This is a genomic window from Leptospira langatensis (assembly GCF_004770615.1).
In the GTDB taxonomy this organism is placed as follows: Bacteria; Spirochaetota; Leptospiria; order Leptospirales; family Leptospiraceae; genus Leptospira_B; species Leptospira_B langatensis.
The window spans coordinates 29,465-55,047 of sequence record NZ_RQER01000005.1 but is presented as its reverse complement, the minus strand read 5'-3'; the positions used below and the strand labels follow the sequence as shown (position 1 = coordinate 55,047).

At 43.4% G+C, this 25,583-nt stretch carries 27 protein-coding genes; 13 read left to right on the top strand and 14 right to left on the bottom strand.

Features of this window, described 5'->3' with window-relative positions; genetic code table 11:
* The first annotated feature begins 239 nt into the window (after nucleotides 1–239).
* Nucleotides 240–635 (top strand): hypothetical protein, encoded by a 396-nt coding sequence (locus tag EHO57_RS08160; RefSeq protein ID WP_246050610.1) that lies wholly within the window; start codon nucleotides 240–242, stop codon nucleotides 633–635.
* Between the two features lie 74 nt (nucleotides 636–709).
* Here the strand turns inward: EHO57_RS08160 and EHO57_RS08155 are convergent, their stop codons facing one another.
* The gene (locus tag EHO57_RS08155) at nucleotides 710–1,198 is read right to left on the bottom strand and encodes a DUF2505 family protein (protein ID WP_135646569.1); all 489 of its coding nucleotides are present in this window, start codon (nucleotides 1,196–1,198) and stop codon (nucleotides 710–712) included.
* A gap of 147 nt (nucleotides 1,199–1,345) precedes the next feature.
* On the opposite strand from EHO57_RS08155, the gene alr reads away from it, so the two are divergent.
* Genes alr through EHO57_RS08135 form a run of 4 tightly spaced genes read left to right on the top strand, consistent with a single transcriptional unit; the run spans nucleotide 1,346 to nucleotide 5,310 of the window.
* Entirely contained in the window at nucleotides 1,346–2,479 is a 1,134-nt protein-coding gene (gene alr, locus EHO57_RS08150; RefSeq protein WP_135646568.1) for an alanine racemase, read from the top strand.
* Nucleotides 2,480–2,488: 9 nt separating this feature from the next.
* Entirely contained in the window at nucleotides 2,489–3,637 is a 1,149-nt protein-coding gene (locus EHO57_RS08145; RefSeq protein WP_135646567.1) for a 1-acyl-sn-glycerol-3-phosphate acyltransferase, read from the top strand.
* Between the two features lie 9 nt (nucleotides 3,638–3,646).
* Nucleotides 3,647–4,546 (top strand): hypothetical protein, encoded by a 900-nt coding sequence (locus EHO57_RS08140; RefSeq protein WP_135646566.1) that lies wholly within the window; start codon nucleotides 3,647–3,649, stop codon nucleotides 4,544–4,546.
* Entirely contained in the window at nucleotides 4,543–5,310 is a 768-nt protein-coding gene (locus EHO57_RS08135) for a hypothetical protein (protein ID WP_135646565.1), read from the top strand. Before EHO57_RS08140 ends, EHO57_RS08135 begins: the two co-directional genes overlap by 4 nt.
* On the opposite strand, the gene EHO57_RS08130 is transcribed toward EHO57_RS08135, so the two are convergent.
* A complete protein-coding gene (locus EHO57_RS08130) occupies nucleotides 5,307–5,984 on the bottom strand; it encodes an LIC_20245 family lipoprotein (RefSeq protein ID WP_135646564.1) in 678 nt (225 codons plus the stop codon). The two genes, EHO57_RS08135 and EHO57_RS08130, sit on opposite strands and share 4 nt — an antisense overlap.
* Nucleotides 5,981–8,284 carry a sensor histidine kinase gene (locus tag EHO57_RS08125; protein ID WP_135646725.1) on the bottom strand — a complete coding sequence of 768 codons (2,304 nt, stop codon included), beginning with the start codon at nucleotides 8,282–8,284 and terminating at the stop codon, nucleotides 5,981–5,983. The genes EHO57_RS08130 and EHO57_RS08125 overlap by 4 nt, the downstream gene beginning before the upstream one ends.
* Before the next feature lie 159 nt (nucleotides 8,285–8,443).
* Between EHO57_RS08125 and EHO57_RS08120 the strand changes: the two genes are divergently transcribed.
* Complete coding sequence (locus tag EHO57_RS08120) at nucleotides 8,444–9,013, top strand: lytic transglycosylase domain-containing protein (RefSeq protein ID WP_135646563.1); 570 nt, start codon at nucleotides 8,444–8,446, stop codon at nucleotides 9,011–9,013.
* Nucleotides 9,014–9,016: 3 nt separating this feature from the next.
* On the opposite strand, the gene EHO57_RS08115 is transcribed toward EHO57_RS08120, so the two are convergent.
* Together EHO57_RS08115 and EHO57_RS08110 are read right to left on the bottom strand one after the other, a co-directional pair.
* On the bottom strand, nucleotides 9,017–9,367 hold the full coding sequence (locus EHO57_RS08115) for a Cys-rich protein (protein ID WP_135646562.1): 351 nt from the start codon (nucleotides 9,365–9,367) through the stop codon (nucleotides 9,017–9,019).
* Nucleotides 9,364–11,040 carry an ArnT family glycosyltransferase gene (locus tag EHO57_RS08110; RefSeq protein WP_246050608.1) on the bottom strand — a complete coding sequence of 559 codons (1,677 nt, stop codon included), beginning with the start codon at nucleotides 11,038–11,040 and terminating at the stop codon, nucleotides 9,364–9,366. Before EHO57_RS08110 ends, EHO57_RS08115 begins: the two co-directional genes overlap by 4 nt.
* A gap of 233 nt (nucleotides 11,041–11,273) precedes the next feature.
* Between EHO57_RS08110 and EHO57_RS08105 the strand changes: the two genes are divergently transcribed.
* A complete protein-coding gene (locus EHO57_RS08105; RefSeq protein WP_135646560.1) occupies nucleotides 11,274–11,963 on the top strand; it encodes a TetR/AcrR family transcriptional regulator in 690 nt (229 codons plus the stop codon).
* Between the two features lie 69 nt (nucleotides 11,964–12,032).
* On the opposite strand, the gene EHO57_RS08100 is transcribed toward EHO57_RS08105, so the two are convergent.
* The 3 genes from EHO57_RS08100 to epmA all read right to left on the bottom strand — a co-directional run bounded on the left by EHO57_RS08100 (nucleotide 12,033) and on the right by epmA (nucleotide 16,622).
* Nucleotides 12,033–14,294 carry an aconitate hydratase gene (locus EHO57_RS08100; protein ID WP_135646559.1) on the bottom strand — a complete coding sequence of 754 codons (2,262 nt, stop codon included), beginning with the start codon at nucleotides 14,292–14,294 and terminating at the stop codon, nucleotides 12,033–12,035.
* Nucleotides 14,295–14,467: 173 nt separating this feature from the next.
* Nucleotides 14,468–15,490 carry an OmpA family protein gene (locus tag EHO57_RS08090; protein ID WP_135646558.1) on the bottom strand — a complete coding sequence of 341 codons (1,023 nt, stop codon included), beginning with the start codon at nucleotides 15,488–15,490 and terminating at the stop codon, nucleotides 14,468–14,470.
* Nucleotides 15,491–15,677: 187 nt separating this feature from the next.
* On the bottom strand, nucleotides 15,678–16,622 hold the full coding sequence (epmA, locus tag EHO57_RS08085) for an EF-P lysine aminoacylase EpmA (RefSeq protein WP_135646557.1): 945 nt from the start codon (nucleotides 16,620–16,622) through the stop codon (nucleotides 15,678–15,680).
* Nucleotides 16,623–16,689: 67 nt separating this feature from the next.
* Here epmA and EHO57_RS08080 point away from each other — a divergent pair, with 67 nt between their 5' ends.
* Nucleotides 16,690–17,016, top strand: a complete 327-nt coding sequence (locus EHO57_RS08080) for an STAS domain-containing protein (protein WP_135646556.1) — start codon at nucleotides 16,690–16,692, stop codon at nucleotides 17,014–17,016.
* On the opposite strand, the gene EHO57_RS08075 is transcribed toward EHO57_RS08080, so the two are convergent.
* A complete protein-coding gene (locus tag EHO57_RS08075; RefSeq protein ID WP_135646555.1) occupies nucleotides 16,999–17,439 on the bottom strand; it encodes a DUF4279 domain-containing protein in 441 nt (146 codons plus the stop codon). The two genes, EHO57_RS08080 and EHO57_RS08075, sit on opposite strands and share 18 nt — an antisense overlap.
* Before the next feature lie 226 nt (nucleotides 17,440–17,665).
* Between EHO57_RS08075 and EHO57_RS08070 the strand changes: the two genes are divergently transcribed.
* Together EHO57_RS08070 and EHO57_RS08065 are read left to right on the top strand one after the other, a co-directional pair.
* A complete protein-coding gene (locus EHO57_RS08070) occupies nucleotides 17,666–18,391 on the top strand; it encodes a response regulator transcription factor (RefSeq protein WP_135587437.1) in 726 nt (241 codons plus the stop codon).
* A 118-nt stretch (nucleotides 18,392–18,509) separates the two neighbouring features.
* Nucleotides 18,510–19,067: a DUF1564 family protein gene (locus EHO57_RS08065; protein ID WP_135646554.1), complete on the top strand. Its 558-nt coding sequence runs from the start codon at nucleotides 18,510–18,512 to the stop codon at nucleotides 19,065–19,067.
* Between the two features lie 16 nt (nucleotides 19,068–19,083).
* Here EHO57_RS08065 and EHO57_RS08060 read toward each other — a convergent pair whose 3' ends face one another.
* The gene (locus tag EHO57_RS08060; RefSeq protein ID WP_135646553.1) at nucleotides 19,084–19,392 is read right to left on the bottom strand and encodes a 4a-hydroxytetrahydrobiopterin dehydratase; all 309 of its coding nucleotides are present in this window, start codon (nucleotides 19,390–19,392) and stop codon (nucleotides 19,084–19,086) included.
* Between the two features lie 15 nt (nucleotides 19,393–19,407).
* A complete protein-coding gene (locus tag EHO57_RS08055; RefSeq protein WP_135646724.1) occupies nucleotides 19,408–19,821 on the bottom strand; it encodes a TraB/GumN family protein in 414 nt (137 codons plus the stop codon).
* Nucleotides 19,822–20,056: 235 nt separating this feature from the next.
* Here EHO57_RS08055 and EHO57_RS08050 point away from each other — a divergent pair, with 235 nt between their 5' ends.
* The 3 genes from EHO57_RS08050 to EHO57_RS08040 are packed head-to-tail and all read left to right on the top strand — an operon-like array spanning nucleotide 20,057 to nucleotide 21,029.
* On the top strand, nucleotides 20,057–20,335 hold the full coding sequence (locus EHO57_RS08050; protein ID WP_135646552.1) for an ElaB/YgaM/YqjD family protein: 279 nt from the start codon (nucleotides 20,057–20,059) through the stop codon (nucleotides 20,333–20,335).
* Nucleotides 20,336–20,347: 12 nt separating this feature from the next.
* Nucleotides 20,348–20,731 (top strand): LBF_4227 family protein, encoded by a 384-nt coding sequence (locus EHO57_RS08045; RefSeq protein ID WP_135646551.1) that lies wholly within the window; start codon nucleotides 20,348–20,350, stop codon nucleotides 20,729–20,731.
* A gap of 25 nt (nucleotides 20,732–20,756) precedes the next feature.
* Entirely contained in the window at nucleotides 20,757–21,029 is a 273-nt protein-coding gene (locus tag EHO57_RS08040; RefSeq protein WP_135646550.1) for a hypothetical protein, read from the top strand.
* 10 nt (nucleotides 21,030–21,039) lie between these two features.
* Here EHO57_RS08040 and pyk read toward each other — a convergent pair whose 3' ends face one another.
* From pyk to asd, 3 genes are read right to left on the bottom strand one after another with little or no spacing between them, the layout of a single operon-like run.
* Nucleotides 21,040–22,470, bottom strand: a complete 1,431-nt coding sequence (pyk, locus tag EHO57_RS08035) for a pyruvate kinase (RefSeq protein ID WP_135646549.1) — start codon at nucleotides 22,468–22,470, stop codon at nucleotides 21,040–21,042.
* A gap of 42 nt (nucleotides 22,471–22,512) precedes the next feature.
* Nucleotides 22,513–24,483, bottom strand: coding sequence for a hypothetical protein (locus tag EHO57_RS08030; protein ID WP_135646548.1), 1,971 nt, complete (start codon nucleotides 24,481–24,483; stop codon nucleotides 22,513–22,515).
* Nucleotides 24,484–24,497: 14 nt separating this feature from the next.
* Nucleotides 24,498–25,544, bottom strand: a complete 1,047-nt coding sequence (gene asd, locus EHO57_RS08025; RefSeq protein ID WP_135646547.1) for an aspartate-semialdehyde dehydrogenase — start codon at nucleotides 25,542–25,544, stop codon at nucleotides 24,498–24,500.
* Nucleotides 25,545–25,583 lie beyond the last annotated feature (39 nt).

Here is a 25,583-nt window from a genome sequence, read left to right as displayed (position 1 = left end):
CGAGCATGCGTATGACTATGTTTTTTTGTCAACTCTCTACGTAAATTTATATTTATTTTTTCCGTACAGCTTTTTCTAGCATCGGAAGATCCTAGAAACTGATAACGTTACATTTTTAGAGACGAGACACGAATTGAATTTCCACGAGGAGCAAGATCATCGAAAATCACCGATTTAAAAAATGGGTCCTTTTGAGCTTTTTCGGGGTTTTTTGTGCCCTTTTGAGTACGCTCATCTATATGAAGAGAGATCGACTATCGCGCTTCTTCACCTCTTACTCGGTCTTTACCACTCGAGAAGAAGCCATCTCCGACGCAGAAACCTCCGGAAAAAAAGGGATCATTTTTTTCATCACTCCTCTTGGATGCGGAGACTGCGGCTTGGAGACAAACGTCTTGCAGGACTTGGATGGCCTTGGTTGGACTCTTCTCCGCGTGTCGGAAGGAAGTTTGGAATACGAAAGAATTCTCTCCGACGATAGATTTCTAGAGGCTCTCTCCTTGGTTCGAAGCGGTAAGCCTTCTTGGGGGATCATGAATCTAGGAGAGGAGCTCCTTCTTCTGGAGCCAGGAGTACCGGAGAAAGCATTTATCCAAAAACTCTCCGGCTCCACAAAGCAAAGCCCTGAACCCTGAAAAATTCAGGGCCCTTGTACTTAAGATCGAGGCAGTCGATTGCTTTAAAGAAAGAATAAGAAGGAAGGAAGGGCTTAGTCGCCCTTCTTCAGGAACTCGGAGATAGAGTTCTTGTCCTTGTCCAAAGAATGGCGATGGATCTCTTCGATCACTGTCTCGATGACAGAGCCCATGAGGAATACTCCTGAGCTAACCTTAACATCATAACTTCTTTCAGACTCGTTGGGGCCGATCTCCTTATACACGGAGAAGCCTTTGATTGTTACAATTGTATCATTTCCGGGAGGTGCGATCGTAAACTCATGGGTATTGGTGGAAAGATCGAATACGGAATCTTCCAAAAGAGAAGGATCCGATAATAAGGTAGCGAGCACCTTCGGTAAGGATTCGGCTAACTTTACCTTTCTTTTTTGAAATACCTTGTTCCCTTCTTTTCTTTCCTCCAATAGTTCTACGTTTTTCAACTCCGGAAAGCGATCCAGATACTTGTATCTATCTTCTCTGGCTCGAAGTAAGTCTTGCAAGGGTACGGGAAAGGTTTGTACTACTTTGTATTGTTTCATCCAGGGTTCCTAGAACTGTTGGTTTTAGCCGTTTCCCGGGCAGTTTGTATGCATTTCTCCACTCGGGAAACCCTTTTTTTAGTTTCGCTGGAAAGGAAAAATCAGAATGACAGGCAGGAAGAAAGGAAGCGATATGTAATCCTAAGAATGAAAGAAAGAACTTGGATTGAACTTTCCGCCAAGGCTATCGCCGAGAATCTAAAGAGTTTTCGATCTCTTCTTTCTCCCAAAACATTGATCGCCGCCATCATCAAATCCAATGCGTACGGCCATGGACTCCTGGAAACAGCTGCACTCGCCTTTCAGGGAGGTGCAAACTTATTCGGAGTGAATTCTTTAGAAGAAGCTCTAGTTCTTAGGGCAAAGTATCCGGCGTTTCCCATTCTCATCATGGGAGAGATCCCAGACTTATCCTCCAGAAAGAAAGAAGTCTCCGACCCGAATTTTTGGATCATCGTTTCTAGGACCGAAAGTGTTCGCATTCTTTCAGAATGTGAACCTTCTCCTAAGATCCATCTCAAAGTAGATACGGGAATGGCTAGGCTCGGCTATTCCGGAAAGGATCTAGAAAGAACGCTTTCTGAGATCAAAGACGAAAATCTTCCCTTGCATGGAATAGCGACCCACTTCGCGAGCACAGAGGATGTGTTAGAACAGAAATATTCCAAAGAACAGATGAGGAATTTTGCGGATGCCATCCAAATGGCGGAAAGATTCGGATTCAAGGATCTGATCAAGCATGCTTGTGCTTCCGCTTCTACCATGCTCTTTCCGGAAGCGCATTACGATCTGGTTCGAGTTGGGATCTCTCTCTATGGGCTTTGGCCGAGTTTACAGACAAGACTCTCTCTCCATCTAAGTGGGAAGAAGGACTTTCAACTTTCCCCGGTAATGAGCTGGAAGGCAAAGATCGTTCATTTGAAGACGGTGCCTGAAGATAGTTTCGTAGGTTATGGTTCCACGTACCAGACGAGTGCGGAAACCAAGGTGGCGGTCGTACCCGTAGGCTACTACGAAGGATTGGATCGTAAGCTTTCGAACAACGGAGTCATGTTGGTTCGAGGAAAACGAGCCAAGATCCTGGGAAGGATCTGCATGAACATGACCATGTTGGATGTCACTCATATTCACGATGTAGAGATCGGGGACGTGGTTACTATTTTAGGAAAAGATAAAGAAGAAGAGATCGGTGCAGACGATCATGCGAATTGGACTTATACGATCAACTACGAAGTGACCACTCGGATCAGCGAGTCGGTGCCAAAAATAATCCGAGAGTAAAGAGAGTTTATGAATCATACAGGATCCCAGGAAACACAGACCGGAAAGGAAGTGACCCCGGTTTATACCACTAAGACCTATAGTCTCATGATCAGACTGGTATTCAAGGCAAGAGGACTTCTATTCGATTCTTTCGAAGAATATTTTCCTGCCAGCAATCCGAAACAATTGCTTTCTGCTCCCTATCCTTCCGTTCTGATGGCAAATCACGTTTGGGAAGGAGATGTTCCCGCACTCGCAGCGGTTTATCCTCACGTAAATCCTTCTATCAAGTTTGCGATCCCGGCCAGAGAGGATTTAATGAAAAAGGATTTCTTGACCAAGGAATTCAAACCGAAGGGGATCATGAAATGGATCTTCTTCCTGATCGATAAATCCATGATCATCCCGAAATACATGAACTATATCGGATGCGTTCCTATCAAGAGACCGTTCCGTGATAATGCAAGAGAACTCCTCAAGAAAGGAACTCTTAGAGATTTGGTAGACCAGGAATGGAGCTATCTCTCCGACAGGATCTCGGAAGGTAGGAACTTATTCATGTTCCCGGAAGGGACCTTCAATCATGACGGATACATGAACCAGATCAAGAAGGGTGTCTATTTCCTTAGAACTAAATTCAAAGGGCTGAATTTCACTTCCTTCACGCTCACCTACGATTATTTCTCCTCCAAGAAAGCAGAGCTTCATATCGGATACGGGGACCAATTCCCTATTCCGGAAAGTGCGGACTCGGACGAAGTAGCAAGCATCGTAAAGGACAGATTGGGTAGCCGATACACCGTGACTGCAGGAAATCTCGCTTCTTATATGGTCTTGAAATTCGAAGGAAAGGCCAAGGAAAGCAAAGAGAAATTCTTCCAAAACCTGAAGTCCTTTGCGGAAACGATCCGTGCAAAACATCCTGAGATCTATATATCGCAAAAATTTCATACGGAAAATCTGAAGCATGCATTTGATTCCTTCTTGGAGAAGGCAAAGAAAAGCGGATTCCTGAAATTAGAAGGGAACGATATTGTATTTCTGGAGAAGCTCTTTCAGATTCCGAAAGATCTTCATAATTTGAAGAAAAAGAATCTGGTCTTATATCATAAGAACCAACTTACTTATCATCTTCCAAAACTGGATGCCGTGTGGGCGTCTACTGTAACCGTATAGGAGAAATTTTTGGCCTTTTGGAAAAGAATCGGTTCTCGCAAGACCAAAGTAGAAAACTGGATCACAGCTCCCGGTAAACTAGAAGCGAGTATCAGTAAAAGTTTGAATTTCCTATTCTCCTCCACCTTGGAGGAGATCCTACCGGGAGAGATCGCGTTATCTCCTTCTGCGATTGGGTTATTCCGTCTGCCGGAAGAAAAATTAAAAGTGCTCGCGGAAGAATTTCCCGTAGAGAAAGCCTTCCCGTATTCTTCTTTGGACGAACTTCTTTCGGAAGAGTCAAGGGATGCGATCGTAGAGTTCATCGCAGGGGCACAGGCTGCCCCCTCCAAGACCTTGCTGATGGGGATCTTAAACCAAGCGGAAGTGCAGGAGATCTTCGCCCAAGGTTTGGAAAAAGTATTAAGCGAATTCCATAAGAAGATCAATCCTCTTCATGGAGTATTCCAGGCCGCTGGATTGGAAAAACAGATCTCACAATTCCTCTCTGCTCTTTTGCCGACATTTACGGAAAGAATTGCGGACTTCGTATCCATAGGCTCTGGGACACAAGAGATCCAAGCGGTGATCCGGAATACCTTAAAGATCCTATTGCAAACAGGCTTTAAGGATCTGGGAAGAATGGAAACCTCTCAGTTCGGGGCCGGTACGGATCGGATCCGAAGAGCGATCGCAAGCGACGAAAAGGTGCGAGCCTCTATGGAGAATGTTTATTCTATCGGTCGAGATACATTATTAAATCATTATAGAAAGGAATCCTTAAAGGAATTCGTAGGCCTGTCCCAAACGGAATTGGATCTTTGGATCGGAAAGATAGCGAGCGATACCGCACATAATCTAAGAAAGGTCCATTCTAAAAAACCGGTCACTCCGCTTGTTCTAGATATTCTAGGGGATATCTTGGGATGAAAAAGGTCATTTCCACCATCCAGAATGCATTAGAATATCTGGATAAACTCGGACCCCAGAAGTCCTTTCAGTTATTCAGGGACCTGGGTTACGAGGCACTATTCTCCATTTCGGAGAAGGTGGATCATAAAAGTCTATTATTCCTAAGCCAAAACCTGACCCAACAGGAAATTGTAAGCCTTCTTCAGTCTATCCCTGAATCCATTCTAGTAGAGCTGATCCGAAACACTGTCCCCGGAGATCTAGTCTATTATGTAAAGCATCTGGGCCTGAAGGAACTCAAACTCCTGGCAGAAGCATTGTCTCCGGAAGACGTTGCCAGGATCAACAGCACCATCGGCTCCAAGACCATCGTAGAGATCATCACTAATATAGGAACAGAAGAAGCATTAGAATATCTGAATGCGATCGGGACGGATTCCTTTTTAGAGATCGCAAAGGCAGTCCCGGTCAAGGACTTCGTTCCTTTGACCAAGACATTGACCCCGAATGAATGTGCGGAATGGATCCGAAAACGATCCGTCGGAGAGATACCTACACTTCTAAAAACGTTCGGCACCAAGAACGCCCTTACGCTTTTGCAACAGATCGGATTTCAGAAAGTGCTTTCCCTTCTTTCCATCTTGAATATGGAAGAGCTGGTGGTATTGGTGAATACGGTAAATAAGATGAAATTGCCTTCCGTTAGAAAGTCCGTGCCCAAAAAGAATAAAGCCTCTTCGAGCAAGGGCAAGCGGCCCAAAAGCAAGAGAAAGAATTCTTAACGATCCATTCCCTTCTTTGCGCTCAATACTTCTTCCTTACTCTTTGTAATACTTTCCAGTCTCTCATTTACCATTTTTTCATATTCTAGATTCGGACTTTGTGAATTCTCGGAGACCATCTTCTTGTAATTGTCCAGACCATATTGTAGGATCTCCAGCATGTCGTCGGACCTCTTGAGCTTCGAATTCAAGTAGAAGGTCATTTCTTCCTTAGGAACATCCCTTCTTTCCAGGATCTCTCCTTGGATCCGATAGTAATGATCCTCGTCTTCCTTTCTTTTTTGGGCTTCCGCTTCCGTAAGTTTGCGAGGGATCAAAGTATTATTCGGGAATTTTTCGACCAGAGGCTTGAACCTTTCGTACATCTTTTCATACAATTTGGCCCTCTCTTCCGGAGAAAGGCCGTCCAAGTATGATTTAGGTTTAGCAGGCTTTTCTTCCTCGCTTGCATTTTGGGTTTGGTCTATTACAGACCCTTCGGAAGATTCTGAGAATTCCAGGAATCCTCCTCCGTCGAAGACTGAATTCTCTTTTCTTAATACTGTTTCTCTAGAGAGACCGCCCTGGAGAGAGGCCTCATTCTCTTCGGAAGAAGGGTTAAAGAGGAAATAAGAGGAAATTGCGAGGATCAGGAATGCAAGTGCTACAAAAAAATATACGAGTTTACGGGTCATTCTGAATGTAAGGGTAAAATTACCTTAAAAATACTGCCACCTTTTAGATTCGGTTCGACGATAACTTCACCACCCATTTTGTTGATGAGCGCGCGGCTGATGGAAAGACCGAGGCCTGTCCCTCCCACAGTTCTATTCCTTTGGTCCGGAATCCGGAAAAATCTTTCAAAGATCAATTCTTTGTATTTCGGATCTATCCCCACGCCGGTATCGGTAAAGCGAACCTCTATCTTCTTATCCGATATTTTCTTAAGTGAGACATCGACTCCTCCTCTTTCCGTATATTTTACAGCGTTCACGAAGAAATTCGTAACGATCTGAGAAAACTCGAACCGAAGACCTTTCAACTTCAGACCGGACTGAAGGTCCATGCTGATCGTGATCCCTTTTTCGGAAGCAGGAGGGGAATTGATATAGACCACTTCTTCGATCACGATCAAAGGATCGAAGATCTCGTTCATCTCTTCCGTGGTCTGGGAGTTCTTATTCTCCAATTGGAGAAGATTATCTATGAGAAAATTCAGTCGCCTCACATTCTTGCGGATCACATCCGCCATTCCCTTCTGGTCCTCGTTCAAAGAAAGAACAGGATCGGAGAATAATAGATCGAAATATCCTTGGATATTCGTCATCGGAGAGCGAAGTTCATGCGAAATATTTGATATGAATTCATGTTTTATCTTTTCGGACTCCAAGATCAATGCATTGTCGTTCACTTGGATCTGATAGAATCTCTTTGTTTCCGCACTGAAACCGGTAACACTTAAGCCAACGGAGAATCTGGTCCCATCCTTTAAGATCAAGGTAGCTTCCGGAATAAAGGTCATATTTTGGTCCTTTCCGCTAGGCGCCTTGAGTTCTGTTTGCTCCAAGATATCCGGTAATACCCTGGCTAAACGGATATTCTTTATCTCAGAGATCTGGTATCCGGAGACTTCCCTAAATCTTCGATTCGCATCCACGATCATTCGGGTATCCGCATTTACGATGATCATTGCATCCGTAGCAAATTCGAACATGTATCTGTATCTTTCTTCCGTGGTTTGACGCTTTAAGTCGCTGATATCCAAACGGGTTTCCAAGAGATAATTGTCCTCTGACAACCTTTTGTTCTTCTCCTCAATATCACGGATCTCTTGATTCAAATAATCTAATATGCCATTGACGGTGGACCTGATGAAGAGATAAGGGCTCTTAGGAAGCTGAGTGTCCAAGGAAACTTCTCTCTTTCCGGAAAGAAGTGCCAGAGCGAACTCCTTCATTTCGGAAACCAAGCTTCTCAAAGGAGCTATATCCTTTACGACCCCACCTAATTTAGGTAGTTTTCCGTTCGAATAATACATTCGATTCGATACGGAATTCGCCTGGGAGAAGGCCTCCGGAAATTTCGGAAAGGGATCGTCTGCTACCGAATGAGCTAGATCGTTTAGGATCTTTCTTCCCCCTTCCAGACCCGGGAAGGTCTTGCCGTAAATCTCCATTACGAATCTAAGATCTTCGTAAGAAGGCATACCGGATAAGATCCTTCCTAGCTCGGGGACAGGACGGCGATAGAAACCGTCCAAGTCGCTTGGCTTCCAAGGACAGGGCCCGACCCAATCTGCCACATAGGAATCACCTTCATACGCAACATGGTTTGCAAGATCTTCCATGGCTCTTTTCAATGCGCGAGAAACACGATTGGCCTCGTCCGGGAATTTAGAAACAAACCTTCCTGTGAAGACCATCATATTAGTCGGAAGATAGAACGGAGGGATCTCATTCTCTACCGTTAGGCAGTATCCCTTCTCTCCAAAGAACGGGAACTCTTGCAAGGATGCCGCAACTCCCAAACATTCCGCACGAATAAATTCGTGAGTAAGCAAGGTAGGTCTTGTGGTCAGGTACGGGACCGGTTTTCTACGATGGTAATTCTCTGAGCGAAAAAATTCCTCCGCAACGAAACGATCCAGAGAATACGGATGCAAAATAGGAAGAAAACTATGATAAGAATCGCGAATAGACTCCGCTTCCATATAAGAAGCAGAATAAAAACCGTGCACCAAGCAAGAGAGAACAGTCCCTCTATAGAAAGTCCAGTGAGGAGAGGTCTTGTGTAGCTGTTGGTCCACCCAAACAGTAAAAGGGATCTCACCGGCTTCGGCCCGACCTTCTCTCAGGTGAGCTAAAACAGCTTCATAACTTTTTAATGCTCGGACTCGTACGAGTACTCCTTCTTCTTCGAAATACCCTCTTGTAAATGCGAGAAAGATCGGAAAAGACGTTAACCGAGGCGTTGTGACGATCTCTATTTCTATCACGGCACCCATCGTTCCTTAACCCTGGCCTTTTTTCAAGAAACCCTTGGAATCCGGTCGCAAAAGCTAGAAAAAAGACTCCAGTAGAACCCTTTTGTTGTCGAGAGACATAATATAGAGGCAGTTCTTCCGGGAGGAAGGAACTCCTTCGGGGGCAAAGGGATGAAACTCTCCGATTTAGAGTCATATCAGCGAATTCGAGCCAGGATGGAGGAGATTGAAGGGATCACCGAGAGATTTCAGCCGAAGAAGCAGGAAGGAGATCCTACAAAAAAACCAGCCGAGTCCGGATTTGCCGATACGCTGGACGCCAAATTCAAAGAGCTTTCTGGAATGGATGCAGATCCCGGACAGAAGGATCTGGCCCAAATCATCCAAAAGGAAGCCGCTAAAAACCATTTAGACCCGAACCTTGTAAAATCGGTGATCCGGGCCGAATCTGGCTTTCGATCTTCCGCCGTTTCTCCGAAGGGAGCAATGGGCCTGATGCAGTTGATGCCAGGAACCGCCGAGGCCTTAGGAGTGGAAGATCCGTTTGACCCTGAAGACAATATCGCCGGCGGAACAAGATTTCTGGCAGATATGGTGAAGAAATTTGGAGATACGAATCTCGCCCTGGCCGCCTACAACGCGGGCCCAGGAGCCGTTCAAAAATACGACGGGGTCCCTCCTTACAGAGAGACCAAAGATTATATTAAGAAAGTGAATCGTTATTGGAAGGGCGAAAAGTAGAAATTAATAATATTTCTTTAATTCCCCGAATAAGCAGGCCGTAAGTTCAGAGCATGAGGCCATTTTCTCCGGCTGCAAACAGACTTGCATTTTGTCGAAATGCTTTCTACATCCACGTAAGCAAGAATTCTCGATCTTATAGAGTTGATCTTCGGAACTCTGAGGGAGTTCCTTCTTCGTGCATTTTGCAAGATTGTCGCAATAATCTAAACAGATCTCTTTTCCTTCCCAATCCAGATTCGAATGGCTTACTGAACTTCTGGAATATTTGAATGCAATAAATGTCCCTACCGCAAGACCTAATAAGAAAATAGGTAGATAAGGAAAAAATTTTCTAAAAGAAATCTGTTTCATCGACTCTCCGATTTGGAATCTATTCTACGGTTCGGCCCAAAAATATAGATCTGCTCTTTACCCTTGGAAGGTCCGATCAGTTCCTGCACAGATGATATATCCCTTTTCCATACCTCTTGCGTCTGCACATGACTATATCCCGGTGGAATTATGAAGCCTTTTTGGTAAACAACCAAGAATCTTGTACCATCGGCACAGTTCCTTTCCGCACCTGGTACTGAATGCACGATATCTGCCCCGATCAGATCGTTTTTAAAATTTAAGGCTGTCCAGGGATTCTCAGAGACGATACAGATCTGCTTTGCAAGACGTAATGGACCTTCTTGCGGAACTTCGTACAGACTCAATTTAGGTAAAATCGAGAATTGTATATAAGAGAGAAGCCCCAAACCCATAAGCAAATTCGCAACTACGATGGAAGGAACTCCTTCTCGAGTAAAACTTCTTCTAAAAAACCAGATCATTCCCAAAAGAAAGACGAAGAATAGAGCTTCCTGCCAGAAAGGATCTTCCATGATCATATCGAAAAGGCCCATTCCCACTAAAAGAATAATAGAAAATCCTAAACTAAAGAAGAAATTCCAGAGAAGGGACCGACTAAATTCGACCCCTTTTTTCCGAATAGAGAACAATCCCAGTCCCAAGAATGCGAGGGGGATCATTGGTAGAAGGTAATAAAAATCCTTCCGATTTGGGGAAAGATGGATGAGTAAGATAGCGGTAGTCGACCATAAGAAGGAACTCCCCACCAATTCCGCAGTATTTCTAACCTTGTATAAAAGTTTGGAGAAGAAAGCGGCAGCCAAGATAATACAAAATGGAAAACTGTAGAGAAGTAATCCGCCAGGAATGATCCATTCTGGCTGATTCACAGTGGCTGCGGAGAATTTTCCGAAGTTTTCTGTGAAAAGGAAGACCTTCAGGAACTCCTTACCCAATTCGGAATAGAAAAGAAGTGCACCGACCCAAATTCCAGGAACGATCAGAGAAGAAGAATGGAATACAATATGGTTGAGGAGTTCCTTCCCAATTCTTCTTTTCCCACTCCATCTGCCTTTCTCTGAGATCAGGAAGATCCGGATCACGGAATAAGAAGCTAAAATGACTCCGCTATAGACCTGAAAAACCGGTCCTTTAATTAAAATCGCCATTCCGGAGAGTAATCCACCTACAAATAGCCAAACACGATTCCCGAATAATCTAAATTCCAGAATCGATACGGAAACTGCCGTGATAAAGAAGGCCAATAAGGATTCCATCATCGCCAATCTGGAAAATTTGAAAACTCCAAGGGTTAACGTGTATGCTAGAGCTACGGAGAAGGAACTCCTCACACTCCCCTTTGCTCTACGAAGTCCGATATAGATCAAAACGGAAGTTCCGCAGAAAAGCAAAAAGGACGGGAATCTTTCCGAGAAATAACCTACTCCGAGTAAGGCGTCGGAAGCCATTCCCACCCAGAACAGTGCGGGAGGCTTGTATAAGTTCAAGATGCCTTCAAATTTCGGAAAAAGATAAGAAGAAGACGCCAAGCTCTCCCTTATTGTAGCGATATGCATGGACTCATCTCCCTGAGTAAGCAATGCATTCCCGCCCGAACCGGGCAAAAGCAAGATAATGTTTAATATTACTAACAGAGAGAAATAAAATGAATCTTTTCCTGAGAGGAACAAGACGGAAATCTTGTTAGTTACAAATTCGAAAAAGGTTCCCTTTTTTTTAGAAACAGAATTGTCATTTTGAGGATTTGAACTCGGCATTGGGTCTAACTTTTAAGTAAGTGTTTACTTACTTAAAACCTTTATTTCACAGCTATTTGATTAATCAACATTAAACTAAGCTAAGAAAATAAAATCCGCTTGGCTGATTAGTCAAAGGTCGGGATACGTTCATATAGGCAGTTTAGATGGTCCGAGCAGCTAAAAAGAAAACGAAGAAAGCAAAACCTTCCAAAGGCACAGCCGCCGCCTCTCGTAAAGATCCCAAGAAAAGAGATAGAACTGCAACTGAGCGTGCACTGATGAGGGCAGGGATCCAAGTATTCGCGGAAAAAGGATACGACGCAGCCACCACAAAAGATATCGCAAAAACTGCCGGAGCAAATGAAGCGCTTATTATGCGTTATTTCGGCGGGAAGAAGGGACTACTTGAGGCAATCCTCACTAGAACCGAAGACTTTGATAGGTCGATTTCGCATAACAAAGATGCTGAAGCGAAGGACTATACACATCTAGATGAAGCTTTGGTAGAATCCATTTACGAAAAATGTTCCGACTATAGTCATTATTCGGACTTTATGAAGGTTGCAGTAAGCAGGATCATACTGGATCCGGATGTAAGTAGGATCATCCAAAGAAAAATCTACACAAAAGCCCTTCCCGAAATGATCCAGGAGCTAGAGAGATTCAAAAAAGCAGGAGAGATCGATTCTAAAGCGGATCTGAAATCCGTCGCTTTCGGGATTTCTTCTCTTACCTTCGCACTGGGATTCATGGCTCAAGTCGTTTATAAGATCCCGGAAGCCGAAGTAAAGACGACCATCAAGGAAATGGTGCGGCTTTTGCATAAGGGGCTCAAACCGGAATCAAGAGCATAAAAAAGGCCGGAAGCTTTCGCGATCCGACCTTTTCAAGATCTAAGAAATAAGATTAGAAAATCTTAATTTTTATTTCTTTCCTCCGATCAGATTCAAAGCACTCCCCGCCTTAAACCACTCGATCTGTTGAGCGTTATAAGTATGGTTTACTTTGAATTCTTCCTTACTTCCATTCTTATGATGTAAGACCAAAGTAAGAGGAGCTCCTTCCTTGAAGTTAGTCAATCCGAGAATGTCGATCTTGTCGTCTTCCTGGATCTTATCATAGTCAGCCTTATCGGCGAAAGTAAGGGCGAGCATCCCTTGCTTTTTCAAGTTAGTTTCGTGGATACGAGCAAAAGATTTCACAAGTACCGCGCGAACTCCCAAGAATCTAGGCTCCATTGCGGCATGCTCACGAGAAGAACCTTCTCCGTAATTCTCGTCCCCTACTACGATAGAACCGATCCCTTTTGCCTTATACTGACGTTGGACTTTTGGAACCTCATCGTAAGAACCGTCGAGTTGATTCTTCACGCTATTGATCTTCTCGTTAAAGATATTGGTAGCACCGATCAGAAGGTTATTTGAAATATTGTCCAAATGCCCACGGAACTTCAACCAAGGACCTGCCATAGAAATATGGTCTGTAGTACATTTTCCTTTTACCTTTATGAGAAGATTCAGATCCGATAGATCGGTTCCTTCCCATTTAGCAAATGGAGCCAAGAGCTGCAAACGGTTAGAAGAAGGATTTACGATCACTTGGATCCCTGAGCCATCTGCTGCAGGAGCTTGATAACCCGGATCCTTCACATCGAATCCTTTTTTAGGAAGTTCATCCCCATTCGGAGGATCCAATTTTACCTTCTCACCCTTCTCATTTACAAGGGTATCATTGTTCGGATCGAAAGTAAGATCCCCAGCAATTGCAAGAGCAGTCACTAATTCAGGAGAAGCGACAAATGCGTATGTGTTCGGGTTTCCATCATTCCTAGACTGGAAGTTACGGTTAAAGGAATGCACAATCGTATTCTTTTCCTTCTTCTCCGCACCTACGCGAGACCACATACCGATACAAGGACCGCAAGCGTTTGCAAAAACCTTCGCGCCGATCTTTTCAAAAACCTTAATATACCCGTCTCTCTCGATCGTGAAGCGAACCAACTCTGAACCAGGAGTGATAGTAAACTCCGCTTTAGGCTTCAGAGATTTTTCAGCTGCTTGATTTGCAAGAGAGGCCGCTCTTGCAATATCCTCATAGGAAGAATTCGTACAGGAACCGATCAGTCCGACTTCTACTTTCGTAGGCCAACCGTTCTTCTTAGCTTCTTCCTTCATTTTAGAGATTGGGGTCGCCAAATCGGGAGTAAACGGTCCATTCACGTGAGGCTCTAACTCGGAAAGATTGATCTCGATGACTTGGTCGAAGAATTTTTCAGGGCTTGCATAAACTTCTTTATCCGCGGTTAGGTGTTCCTTCACTCCGTTTGCAAGATCAGCAATTTCCGCTCTACCAGTAGAACGTAGGTATCTCTCCATCGATTCATCATAGGCAAAAGTCGAAGTTGTAGCTCCAATCTCCGCGCCCATGTTGCATATGGTTCCCTTACCAGTGCAAGAAAGAGCAGAAGCCCCCTCTCCGAAATATTCAACGATGGCCCCGGTTCCACCTTTAACGGTAAGAATGCCCGCAACTTTCAAGATAACATCTTTCGCAGAAGTCCAACCGTTAAGTTTTCCAGTCAGCTTCACTCCGATCAACTTTGGCCATTTCAATTCCCAAGGAAGTCCAGCCATCACATCGCAAGCATCCGCCCCACCGACTCCGATAGCCACCATTCCCAAACCGCCAGCGTTTACAGTATGAGAATCGGTCCCGATCATCATCCCGCCAGGAAAAGCATAATTTTCTAATACTACTTGGTGAATGATCCCTGCACCAGGTTTCCAAAATCCAATCCCATACTTGTTGGAAACAGAAGAAAGAAAGTCATAGACTTCTTTGTTCTCGGTAGAGGCAGAAGCAAGATCCGAAGAAGAACCTTCTTTAGCGGTGATCAAGTGGTCGCAATGTACTGTAGAAGGAACTGCTACCTTGTTACGACCGGCAGACATAAATTGTAAAAGTGCCATCTGGGCGGTTGCGTCTTGCATTGCAACTCGGTCGGGAGCGAAATCGACATAGGATTTTCCTCTTTCGAAGGTTGCGGTGGGAGTTCCTTCCCATAAATGAGAATAAAGAATCTTTTCAGTCAGCGTTAGGGGGCGTCCGACCAATTCCCTCGCTTTCTGGACCAAGGACCCGAGCTTTTCATACCGGGCGCGAATCATATCTATATCAAATGCCATTTGTCATCTCCGATGATGGTTTCATCGTCTCTCAGGCATGGGGTGCTTGTATAGGATTTTTCCGCCAAAAGGACAATTTTGGGGATACGGAATATTTGTTTACTATCGATCTGAGGAAATTTTAAACTTGGGAGAAGGAGTTCCTTCCTGCTCCGTTAAATAAGTAGGGGAGTTTATTTAACAATTTGAATATCGACTCTTCGACTTTTCTCTTTTGCAGCTTCCGAATTTTTATTCTGCCCAAGTTGCTCGGAGCCTTTTGCTTCGAGAATTAATCTAGAACTTTCTATTCCGTTCCCAAGGAGATAATCTCTTACCATTTCCGCCCGTAAACGAGAAACTTTCAGATTTGCTCTTTCTGTCCCTTCCTGGGAGGCATGCCCGGTCAGCAGGGCCTTTATATCAGAATGCTTTTTTAGCAGAAAACTCAAAGAATCCAATGCCCTTCTGTGAGAATGCGGAACCTTGATATCATTTTTATCAAAGAAAATAGGAGAAGATTGAATTTTTGCAGCAAGTTCGGCGTCTTTTCCGGCTAACTGAGCCGGCTCCTTCTTATCAGAAAGAAAATCAAAGAATCCCTTATTTTCAGAGGAAGGAACTCCTTCCGACTTTTTCTTTTCAACAACTTCCGGCTCTACCTTCGGAGCTTTCTTCTTAGCTTCGACCGATTCTGAACTCGGAACATGGGAATTAGGCTTCTTTCTGAAAGCGTAATAAACTCCGATACCGAACCCAAATAAGATAATAAGAGAAAGAATTAAAACTGGAATCCGACTTTGTTTCTTCGGCTGACCGGCGGAAGGAGTTGGAATATAGCCTGAATAGCCTTTCGAGTGTAAATCTGAAGAATGAGGAACCATTAAACCAATTGCCTCGTCATGTGATGTATATTCCTCTTGTTCCCCGGATTTTGAATGTGAAGATTTTTCTGCAGCCCATTTGCGAATTTCGGTTCTGAACCACTCATCCGCTTTTTCAGTGAATTTGTAATTCTCTCGAATATACTCCATCGTCTTCTTTTCGATGTCAGTATATGTATTATTATCCTTAACCGCATTCAGAAGCCTCTTAGCATCGTTGATGGAGATCCTACCATCTCTCTTACCGGAAGTAGCCTCATCCGCGAGTTCAATCAAGCCGCGATCAAACTTCTTACCTTTGATAGTGACGTAGTAATTTTGCTTTTTAGTCATTTTTCCGGTCCATCTTCCAAGGCTAAGGGTTTTTTCAATTTTACTAAAACCACTTTTTCGAACGGTTCTTAAAGTAATCCTTCAGGCTATCTCGGCAACTAAAGTTTTACGAGGTCTAATTGGATTATCGAACCCGCATATATACTTTCTTGATTCAAAATATACTAAATTAGCAAGAATTCGTCCTTTAGATCTCTCTCCAGTAAGGGCTAACTTCGGCAAGCGAAGAGCAACCCAGTAAAACCATGAGAAGGCGATCGAGCCCGATGGAGACCCCAGAACATTCAGGTAGTCCTTTTTCCAGGGCGAGAAGGAACTCCTCATGCATAGGAAAAACTTCCTTTCCCAATTTTTTACGGGTCCCCTGCTCCCGCTCAAAACGCCCCCTTTGCTCGATTGGGTCCAGCAACTCGAAAAAGGCGTTCGATAATTCGATTTGTCCGAAATACAGCTCGAATCTCTTTGCTACTCCGTCCTCAATTCGAGAAAGTGCAGCCATTTCCGGTGGGTAGTCGTAGATGAATTGAAATTCCGAAGGAAATTTAGGTTCAATCAAATTCAGGAATATTAGGAAAAAGCAGTCCTCATATTCCATTTTCTCCAAAGGAAGATTAGTGAGAGCCAATTCAGATATTTTTGATTCGAGAGACTTTCTATCCCAATCGATACCGACAAATTCTTGAAGGAGATCCTTCACAGATCTTCTATTAAAGGGCCCTTTTTGCATTGGAAGGCCTAATTTTGCTGACACGTTACGAATTAGTTCTTCAACCAGATCCATAGTCTGATCCAAATTCGAATCGGTTTTGTAAAACTCTAACATGAGAAATTCCGCAGTATGGAAGGAACTCCCTCTCTCGCCAGATCTAAAAGTATGCGCTAATTCATATACTTGCTTCGCTCCCAAAGCCAAAGCCTGCTTTAATGAATATTCAGGAGAAGTTATCAGATATCCCTTTTCATCTCCAGACGGAGAATTCACTATAAATGGATCAAGATAGGGTTCCATCCCGGGAATTTTCTTGAGTGAGGGAGTGTCCAACTCCCAGAACTCTTTTTCTGCAAAAAAAGTTCGAATCGCTTGCAAAAATTGAGACCGTCGGCTCAGGATTTCCAGATTGGTTAGTTTCATTCTACGATAACCCCAAGCGGAAGAGAGATATTGGTCATTCTATTCTTCCGCAAGAAGGAACTCCTATATGGAGAACATTAGAAAATATACTTACTTTGAAATAAGAAAAAAAGCCAAGGTGGTAGAAATCGAGCCAATTTCATCTGAAATAAACGACCAAATAATAAACGAACTCAGATCAGTCCTGGCGATGGCTTTCTACGAAACAAACCGGCACGTGAAGTTGGAGATGTCCAAATTCGAAAGTTTACCGTTCTCAGTAGTGGAAAAATTAATCAAATTCGCAATGGATTTAAGAGAAAAGAATCGAGTGTTTATTTTATCTAAACCCTCGCCCCAAATTCGAAAGTACATTCGTACCTTTTCCCTAGACGAATTATTGCTGATCCTCTGATCTCCTTCTTTTTTCCGGCAGCTTCCATGCATGAAACGCAAGCCGAAGTCCAAGATTTCCAATAAGTAACAAAGTTTTAGGACTTAGAGTAGTCTCGTCCAAGCTACCATTATTATATTCTACTGAACAATATAGAATTACAGGATATTTAGAGCAGATATTCTGAAATTCTTTTCGATGAGGAGCTATTCGCTCTAAAAGTTCCCAAATATGTTCTTCCAGGGGAAGATTTGCATCCTTCTTTGAGTGTATCTGCCACAACGGAGAAGTGATCTGGTTTCCAGAAATGGAAGGAACTCCTCTATTAACTGATAGATCAGGACGAATTCCGAGCTCACGAGTCAAGTTGTGAACATCAAGCCCGGGATCCGAAATCGCTATTAAAGCCCAACTTCTTGGAAATGACGGAGTATCCGCTTTCATCAACTGCCTAAATTACGCCTTCAAAGACTTATATATGAAAAAAAATATAAAATATCGCCCAGCAACTATTGCGAAATCTGAGAGAAAAGCCTATCTTCTCGATTTTCAAGACCGGCAACTTTTCATCAATTGATTTAAAAATTCATTTTTTGCTATGTAGCATTTTTGATGCGAATAATATGTTGTAATGAGGTTAAATTTAACATCCAATAATCCTGAGGCTCTTATGAAGAACATTTTGGTAATCGAAGACGATCCAGACATCGGTAATTTAATCCGAAAGTCTCTGGATTCTGCTCATTATCGAACGACGATTCAAACCTCCGGGGAAGAAGGGCTTAAATATTATAAAGCGAACCACCCTGATTTGTTAATTCTTGACCTTTCCTTGCCAGATATAGATGGAATGGATGTATGTCGCACCGTCCGTCGTAACGATGAAAACACACCTATCTTTATCGTTACAGCCCGAAATGAAGAGATCGATCGAATTATGGGTCTTGAATTAGGTGCAGATGATTATATCACAAAACCTTTTTCAGTAAGAGAATTGAAAACAAGGGTCGATGTCTTTTTTCGTAGATGGGATAAGAAAGCCGGAATTAAGCCCAATATAGGCAGCGGCGGAGAAATCATTCGAGGCTCGTTGAAAATAGATCCCGTACGTCGTAGAGTAACTTTGAAAGATCAAGTTATCAATATCTCGCGTAAGGAATTCGATATTCTGCAATTAATGGCAACTTCTCCAGGCAAGGTTTTCTCCAGAGAAATGATACTTGAGGCAGTTTGGGGAATGGAATGGGACGGTTTCGAAAGAATGATCGATTCCCACATTAAAAGAATTCGCTCCAAACTTGAGAAGAACTCAGCGCAGCCTGAATGGATCGAAACAATCTGGGGAATTGGTTATAGGTTCACTGACAATTATGATAATATTGTTATTCTAGACTAGATTAGTAATAGAAGAGGAAGGAACTCCTTCCTCTTCTATTACTAAATAATCATCTAAATTGACTGTAACATCGCTAAAAAAGTACGCGCATTATAACGTTCCATAACCTGCTTCTGTTATGAGCAGAACAGGAAATAAACACACCTTCTATAAATCGACTTCGCAAAGCATCTCTGTAGAACGACGCCCTTCCAGGTTACGTCCAGTTTCTACACTTTTGATCCCTCCTCATTTAGAGAAATTTGTAAGAAAACAAGGCGTAACGCGACTATTGAAAGAAACGTTAAGGGTGCAAAGAAACATTCTTAAAACGCCGAAAAGAATAAATAGTTATTCCACAAATACAAGATATCAGCGAATGCGGGAAAAGCTCCTCGAAGAAAGATATGTAAAATTCAACTTCAGGCCGGAACAAAATGATTGGGCACAATTACGAAACTTGGCCCTCAGTCACGGGGTCTCGATGTGCTATTTGTTCGTATTTCTGGTAGAAGAATACAAAGGAAAACAATTTTCCAGCGACGCCAACCCACTATGGCAGATAAAAGCGGCCATTTGTTTGAATACGAGGCAGCACACTTTCTTCCGGGAACTTTGGATATTAGAATATTCTGATACTGACTATATGCCTATTTCGAACAAGCGAGCGCCGGCAGGCCCGAAACTAGCCTCATAAAAATAAGCTTTTATATTCAGGGCATTGACGCGAAAAGCTTTTCAGCAAATTTCGCATATTGCAAATCAAAAGTAGATACGCCTTTTAAAGAGTGAGTAAATATCTCAACCTTAACCGCGCCGTAAGTTAAAAGAATATCCGGATGATGATCCATCTCATTCGCAAGTTCAGCGAGTCGGTTCACCATAGCTAAACAATCCATATATCTATTGAAATTATAAATTCGTTGAATTTTTGGAATATCAGAGTTTTCGATGATTGTCCAAAACTGAGGGAGTTCCTTCCTCAACTCCTCAATCGAAAGTAGTTTAGGAGAATCAACCATCAATTTATCCTAAAACTACAGAACCTTCTTCAAGGCCTGTTTAATTTTCTCGGCGTCATCAATCGCACCATTGGAAAGGGAGCCGGCTCTCGCCATTAGGTTCACTGCTCCGTCCATTCTTGCTTTCAATTCCTCAATCTTGTGAAGCTGGTCACTCAAGAAAGCCAATTTAGATTCTATTTCCATTTCTTTACGTTCTAAAAGAAGCTTATAGTTCTCTAATTCTTGGATCTTTTTGCGAGTCTTCTTTGCCTCGCTATCAACATCCTTTCTATAGTACTTCTCTAATTCTTTCTCCGCCTGGGCGTGGCGGTCAGCCTCAGCCTTAAATTCTTTTTTAAGGTGTTTCAACGCTTGTCGATAAGCGCGATTATATATTCTTTGCTTTTGCGTTCTTCGAATTTTAGCAATTTTGGAAATTAAATTCATGCCATTCACCTTAGGCTTTAATCAACAGGAATGGATTCGCTTGAAATGGGCTTCTTCGTTTCATTCTCCGAAGATCCCCTTTCGCCATTTTCCCTGTTAGACCACTTTTATCGACCTATTTATCCCTACTCTCTTATTTAAGGTCTGCAATTTTTACGAATCAATGATTTCCGAATGTAAAATTCTTGAAATTGAAGCTATATACCATCATAAAAGTCCATGGAGGAACGTTCTTATGTCTAAAGCCGAGAATTTAGGTGAGGAACTCCAGATCTTAAAAGATAAGGCCAAACAGATCACTGGAAAGGCCAGGGAGGAATATTTGGAACACGTATCAGATTTGAAAGAAAAACTAAAGCAGGTCACCGGCGAGACTAGCGAGAAAGCTAAGCAAATCATAGATCAGACCGGTGCTTATATTAAAGAAAACCCGCAAAAAGCTACTTTGATTAGCTTAGGTGTAGGCGTCGGGCTTGGCGTCATTATTGGAATGTTAATCGGTCGAAGAAAGTAATCGGAACAACGCTTGGCTTCAAATAAATCAAGTTCAGAAGATATTTCTCAGGACGGCACTGACAAGCAGGATGGGCCCTCATTCATTAATTTTGAACTGAAGGAACACCTGCTCGCATTCATTAATTCTATTGCCGAGTATTTCGAGACGCTGCTCCTATATGCAAAAAAGGTAGCAGTCGAACAAATTATTAACGGAGTTCAGGCTTACCTATTCTTAAGAGTAGGCCTATTTTTTATTAGCCTCAGTATCCTATTCTTACTTGGCGCATTCTTCCTATATTTGCAAAGGATATCAGGAGGAGATCCATTACCTGCCCTTCTCGGAACAGGAGGATTGTGTTTTGGAATCTCGCTTATCTCGTTTCTGCTAGTCGCAAAAAAGTTTAAAAGTTAGCAGAAGAAGGAACTCCACCTTACTAATGAGCAAAAAACCCTCTCCAGGAGACATTTTCAAACTGAACCCACTTTCCGGGGCTGACTATACCCCCTGGAAAGACCCTTCCGAAATGAACAAGCAGGAACTCCAGCTCTACCTTCAGATAAAGAAACTCCAGGTCAGACTTAATTTTGAACGCTTGCAATCCTCAATTAGCTATACCGGAATGCTTCTCGAAGCCTTTCAAAGCCTTGGATTACAAGAATGGGTCCTAAATTGGTTAAATCAACAAGTCTCTAACCAAGCCGAGGGATAGGAGTTCCTTCCTACTTAACATCCCTGACCTGGATTGTTTCCACCCGGTCTGCACCTGCAATAATGTCCGACAGGATCACGACCTGATCTCCCTCTTTTACCCGGCCACTTGTCTTTAAGGTCTCAATTGCAAGCTTGATCGTCTTCTCAGGATCGCTCGAAAAATCGATCCTGTAGGGAATCACACTACGAGTAAGCCAAAGTTTACGTCTGACAGTGGTCATGTTCGTGAAAGCATAGATCAAAGGATGTCTCGGGTGGAAGGAGGCCACATTTAATGCAGTAGTTCCTCTTCTGGTAATCACAATGATTGCGGGACTCTTGATCGAATCGGAAAGAAGAGCAGCAGATCGAGCCATTTCTTCCTTTTTAGTAGAAGGAACTCTTTCCAAAACGTATCCAAGTCCGGGCGCTTTCTCAACTCTTTCGGAAATTTTATGTAACATCTCCACGCAACGGACAGGAAATTTTCCTGCAGCAGTTTCTCCGGAAAGCATGATTGCGTCCGCTTCTTCGAAGACTGCGTTTGCAACGTCAGTCACTTCTGCGCGAGTTGGAGAAGGATTATTGATCATAGACTCTAAAAGGTGAGTCGCTACGATCACTCTCTTTCCTTTGATCGCGCATTCTTTGATGATCGCTCTTTGGATCAAAGGCAATTCTTCGATCGGCAATTCGACACCCAGATCACCTCTCGCCACCATGACCCCATCCGCAGCATCTACGATCTCAACCATATTCTTGACTGCTTCTTGATCTTCGATCTTTGCAACGATCGCAGAATGCCCGTTATTCTCTTCGATAATCTGTCTTAGCTGATGTATGTCCTCTGCTGAGCGCACGAAAGAAAGTGCAATGAAGTCCACATCTTCTTCTAAACCGAAGAGAATATCTTTGTGATCCTTCTGAGTGATAGAAGGCAAATTCACCCGGATCCCAGGTAAATTAATATGTTTACGAGAACCTAATTTACCACCATCCACCACTTTACACTTTAAAGCGGTTTCTTGTATTTCTTCCACAACAAGATTGATCAGACCGTTATCTACGGTAACTCGATCCCCTATCTTTAGATCGTTTACGATGTCTCGATAATTTACGAAAACGGACTGCTCTTCCGATTCTTCTCCGGGAATGATATGGAACGTGAATGATTCCCCCACTTTTAGATCCAAATGGTCCACTTGGAGATCTCCTGTACGGATCTCAGGCCCTTGGGTATCCAGAAGAATTGCGATCGGATGCTTTAAGACATCCTTGTTCAGTGCTTTAATGGAGCGGATCACAGATCTATGAAAATCATGATTTCCATGAGACATGTTCAGTCGGGCAATATTCATCCCTGATTCGGCCAAGGCTTGGATCATTTTCTTGTCTGCGGTCGCTGGGCCGATCGTACAAATGATCTTTGTTTTTCTATAATTGACTAATTCATTCTTCATTTGGGGTGATCTATATAAGTTTTCTATAATAAAAAGACGGAGTCAGATCTTAGGAAGGGTTCTGTTCAGGAAATCTTCCAAAGATATATAAAAATCGAACTTTTCCTGCTCCGGCATTCCCGCATTCTTTTGCTCGTCTACGATCTTCTTGGCTTTATCCAATAAGCCTCTACCGTTCTTCTTCAAGAACCTTCTCGTCACAAGCACCGGAAAAGAATACTGCTCTTCCTGATTTCTTACCATAAAGGAATGGATTTCCTTTTTTGCATTCTTTTTCAGAAAGTTAATGACCGTATTTTCGTCTTGGGATCCACCTAATGCCTGTACTAGATAGTTCCGATCAGGATACTCTCCTCCATTCCAGGCATGATCCAAAATGTCCAGGACCGATGTGAGCATTTGCTTGGTTTCTGCATCCTGCTCGGGACTTGCAGCGCTACGAGAAGGGGAATTTTCCGAACTGGAAGCCGCCATCGCCGCCACTGCTCTTGCCTTTGCAGTCGCTTCTGCCGCTTCCTTATCTTTAATTCTTCTTTCTGCCAGACGCACCTTCTCTTCTTGGGCCGCTTTGGTCTTAGCTTCTAAGACTTTTTTGTTCTGCTCGGCGGCAAGACGAGCTCGGATCTCCTCCGCCTCGAATCGATGCACCATTACATTCCCGAAAATGGATCGGAAGAAGCGGGTTATGAAAGGAAGATACTTAAAAAGAGAAGAATACTCCAGTTTTTCGAACTGAGAACTTGCCTCTCTCGACTCCAGAAAGTCCCGAATATTCATTTTAGCTAATACTCGGATCTCTGTGTCGTTTCCGGTCGCGATATTCACCCTCTTTGCAGTCTCGATGGCTCCGTTAATGCATTCCTTATGTAAGACAAATGTGTACAGGCTTTTTTTATCCGCAAATTCTGCATGGAGTATCATATCGTGATTGATGATCAGGTTTCTGATCTCTTCTCCGATCGCTTCCCCGCGAAAGCGCAAATAATTCAGATCCACGAGTCGATTCGCGGATTTAATATAGTCCAGAAGTTCGGAAAGCTTCGCTTTCTTCTCCTCTTTTTCCTTCTTGTCCTTTTCTTCTTCTTCGAAATGGATCAAAGAAAGCAATTCTTCTACAGCGGTTTTTTGATCCCCGTATGCCGGGCTCAAGAAAGGCAACACTTGGGTCGCTATGGATCTTGTATTTTCCAGATCCTGCTCCGAAAAATTTCCTAACACTCCGATCCTTTGTAATTCCGGAATGATCTTCTCAACCAGATACTTCTTATACGCTTCTAATCTTGCGATGATCTCATCGTGAATATTATAATAAAATACGGAACGATTCCCGGGACTCAGTGCATTTTCATTTCTATAGAAATAGAGAGTCCGATTATCCACCAACTTCTTCAAGACCGGCTTGAGATGGATATTGATCGTAGTCTGCTTCAAGACAGGGGTCACATCGAAAGTATCTTGGAATAAGTTCCCAATTTCGGAAGAAGCGTAGGTCTCACTCAGTTTATTATTATCGATGCAATCGTAAACCCATCTCTGGAAGTTTTCCTTTCCAGGGAACTGCCTCTTCTCCTTAACCCATCTCTGGATGGAACTAAAAGAAGTTAGATTGACCCCATCCACATATCGGTGACTGGAACCTGCATCCGTCTGTGAGGGCCGAGCAAAGACGGTGATCAGTCTTAAGAAAGAAGTGATCCTTCCATCCGAAGAATCCCCAGTCGGATTATAATCCACCATACAGATCTTCTTTACTAGAGGAGGATTATGGCGAGCAGTCATCTCCTTGAGATAGGCGGAAACCCTTTCCTTATCCAAGGTAAGCTCCCTGGCTAACTGCTCCGTATTCGGAAGGATCTTATTTGCTACGTATTTTTCGGTCCAATCCCCGATGATCAGGACGAGCTTATGAATTCCCTTGTACTGGAAATCCCCACGGGCTTCTAAAGCTTGAGTTAACTGTAACGTAGAATTATAGTCAGCTACCTTTAGTTCCGGTGATTGGGGATCCAGCATGGGTCATCCTCTTTTTAGAGTAGGCTCTTACGATACATCAGTTCCGCGTTTAAAAGCGCGGCTCCGGCAGCCCCACGGACCGTATTATGGCTAAGGACTACGTATTTCCAATCTAAAATCGGATCGGGACGCAATCTGCCGATAACGGTGGTCATACTCTTTCCGGTTTCTAGATCCAGACGAGGCTGAGGCCTATCTTCTTCTTGACGATAAAGAATCGGAGGATTCGGGGCCAGCGGCAAATTTAATTCCTGAGGTTCGCCTTTAAACGAAGACCAGGCTTCTAAAATTTCGGATTCGCTGACCTTCTTCTTGAGCTTAACGGAAACACAAACAGTATGCCCGTCAAAAACCGGCACACGATTACAGTGAGCGGAAATTTTGAAATCTGCATTCAAAATTTTTCCGCCTTCCACCTTGCCCAGGCATTTCAATGGCTCGATCTCGGCCTTATCTTCTTCTCCCCCAATGAAGGGAACCACGTTGCCCAAAATATCCATGGAAGGAACTCCAGGATAGCCGGCGCCGGAAATGGCCTGCATGGAGAAGATCATAACGGACTCTAGTCCGAATTTGTCAAAGAGCGGTTTGAGGGAGATAGTAACTCCCATGATCGTGCAGTTCGAGTTAGTGATGATCTTTCCAGGAGTCTTTTGATTGGCGATCACATCCAAATGATTCGCATTCACTTCTGCCGAAAGAAGAGGAACATTCTCCACCATTCTATGGTTCTTGGAATTGGAAATAATATGTATACCGGATTCAGCGAAGCTCGTCTCTACTTCTCCGGCAACGGAGGCGTCTAAGCCGGAAAAAGCAAGCTTCACTCCAGGAGTCCGCTTAGGATCCGGAAGCGTGATAATTATGTCGCGAGCGTAAGAAGGGATGTCGGAGGAAATTTTCCAACGTTTCTTCATCACTTCAGCGTATGTTTTGCCTGCGCTGTTCTCGGAAGCGCATAGATGGGTAACCTGAAAATAAGGATGGTTCTCCAAAAGTTGGATGAACCTCTGCCCGACGGAGCCAGTGGCTCCCAAAACGGCGACATTGATTTTGGCCATAGAACTTATTCAACCATTCGCGGAGCTTCCACAAGCCCG